3 protein-coding genes are annotated in these 2,426 nt (G+C 58.4%); all 3 read left to right on the top strand.

Annotated features, from left to right (window positions below; translation table 11 throughout):
- Window positions 1–1,001 (top strand): O-antigen ligase family protein (locus EN750_RS29430; RefSeq protein ID WP_145968021.1); only part of this gene is annotated, 1,001 nt, incomplete at its 5' end.
- 144 nt (window positions 1,002–1,145) lie between these two features.
- A complete protein-coding gene (gene rfbA, locus EN750_RS29425) occupies window positions 1,146–2,027 on the top strand; it encodes a glucose-1-phosphate thymidylyltransferase RfbA (protein ID WP_127398850.1) in 882 nt (293 codons plus the stop codon).
- Window positions 2,028–2,426 (top strand): dTDP-4-dehydrorhamnose 3,5-epimerase (gene rfbC / locus EN750_RS29420; RefSeq protein WP_127398849.1); only part of this gene is annotated, 399 nt, incomplete at its 3' end.

Below are 2,426 nucleotides of genomic sequence, written 5' to 3'. Positions count from 1 at the left end.
GTGTCGGCGTGGGACGCACGATCGAGTGTCTGTTGTACTTCGTGGCGATGGCTGCATTCTTTCTGAGCGTCACCCGCTTGCGCCCAGATCAGGTCTACGGCCTTCTGCCCTTCTTTTTGATGGGTGTCATCTGTAACGGATTGGCTGCGGCGATCCAGTATTCGCTCTCCGATACGGTTGCCATACAGGGTTTGCTGCCGTTCACGATCAATGCGGGACTGTTTGCCAACCAGAACCATTTTTCAGCTTTGCTCTTCGTCTCCATCCCCTTCGTCGTCTACTACGGCCTGTTTCGCGGGCACCTTCTGTCCGGGTCGCTCGGTTTGATAACGCTGCTGCTGCTGCTTCTGGCCGCCGGTTCGCGCGCCGGTATTCTGATAGGGCTGGCGATCACCATAATATCAGTCGTCTTTCTGTCCGCGCGCTCGAGGCTGGGCGGGTATGGAATACCCGCTGTCTTCATCGGGCTTTCGCTCTACACGATCGGAGCGTGGACGAAGATCGATGCGGAAGTGGTTGACCCGGCCTTTGGACGGGCCGAATTTGCTCGCACCACGATCGCGGGAATTGAAGAGAACTGGGCGACGGGCGTCGGCTTTGGGAGTTTTCCGAAAGTCTACCAGATTTACGAAAAGGGAGAGATGATCTTCAAGCCCTACGTCAATCACGCCCACAATGATTATCTGGAATTGGCACTTGAAGGTGGCGCGCCTGTTGTCTTTCTGGTCGCGGCCTACTCGATATTGCTTTTTGCGTTTTCCCTTGCGGCACGGCGAGATCCGCTGCAGAAAATGGCATTTCTCTCAGTATCGTCTCTGCTCGTTCATTCCCTGGTCGATTATCCCTTGCGAACGGCGGCGCTTGCGATGACTTTCGCCTATATGAATGGCATTATCTTTCACAAGGGATTCGCTGGGCGGTTAAGCCAGAGAGGCGAGTCGACCGAGGCCCATGATGACAATCTGCTTGTTCCCGTCAGGCCGGCCTTGGCAAGACGATAGCAATGCGTCGCCTGCAATTGGCCATGGATTGGCGTCGGATCGGGACCCGGTCGTTTGCCGAACGCCGAGATTGACAAGCCATTGCGTGGAACCTAAGCACGGGCGGCTGGGGCCGGGGGGTTCAGGCATGTCAAGGAGAGCTTCTTGAAAGGAATTATCCTTGCTGGAGGCAGTGGAACGCGTCTTTATCCACTAACATTAGCAGTCTCTAAGCAAATTCTGCCGATATACGACAAGCCGATGATCTATTATCCGCTGAGCGTTCTGATGCTCGCGGGTATCCGTGAAATTCTGATCATTTCGACGCCGCGTGACCTGCCGGTTTTTCGCGATCTGCTTGGCGATGGATCGGAGTTCGGCCTCGACCTGTCCTATGCCGAGCAACCGCAGCCCAACGGGCTGGCGGAGGCCTTCATCATCGGCCGCAATTTCATCGGCAAGGACAACGTGTCGATGATCCTCGGCGACAACATCTATTTCGGCGACGGGCTGTCGCAGCTTTGCCGCGACGCTGCCTCGCGCGAAAAGGGCGCTTCGGTGTTCGCCTATCATGTCGAGGATCCCCAGCGTTATGGCGTGGTTTCCTTCGACAAGGCCACGGGAACGGCGCTGACGATCGAGGAAAAGCCGCAGGCGCCGAAATCCAACTGGGCGGTTACCGGTCTCTACTTCTATGACAACGACGTCGTCGACATCGCCCCTGCCATCCGCCCCTCGGCGCGCGGCGAGCTCGAGATCACGGCGGTCAACAACGTCTACCTCGAGCGCGGCCAGTTGCATGTGCATCGGTTGGGGCGTGGCTATGCCTGGCTCGACACCGGCACGCATGACAGCCTGCATGAGGCCTCGTCATTCGTGCGCACCATCGAGCACCGCCAGGGCATCAAGGTCGCCTGTCCCGAAGAGATCGCCTTCGAACAGGGTTGGCTGACAGTGGACCAGGTTCTGCGTCGCGCCGACCACCTGGGCAAGAATGAATATGCCGCCTATCTGCGCCGGCGTGTCGTCGACTTGTCGGAGGGCTAGGTGTTGGAGGTCAGGCCCCTTGGCATCGATGGCGTGCTGGAAATCGTGCCGAAGCGACATGGCGACGCACGCGGCTTCTTCGTGGAAACCTACAATGCCGAGCGGTTTTCGCAGGCCGGCATAGACTTGGCTTTCGTGCAGGACAATCATTCCTATTCCGCCGCGGCGGGCGTCTTGCGAGGGCTTCACTATCAGCTTGCGCCGCGCGCCCAGGACAAGCTGCTGCGCGTCATCCGGGGCAGCATTCTCGATGTCGCGGTCGACATTCGCCGCGGTTCGAAAACCTTCGGAAAATGGGTCGCTCTCGAAGTGTCGGCCGAAAAGGGCAACCAGATTCTGGTGCCGAAAGGCTTCGCGCACGGCTTCGTGACGCTCGTGCCCGACACCGAGGTTCTGTAT

This window comes from Mesorhizobium sp. M7A.F.Ca.ET.027.03.2.1 (genome assembly GCF_003999175.1).
Classification (GTDB): Bacteria; Pseudomonadota; Alphaproteobacteria; order Rhizobiales; family Rhizobiaceae; genus Mesorhizobium.
This window is presented reverse-complemented; position numbering and strand designations above follow the sequence as displayed.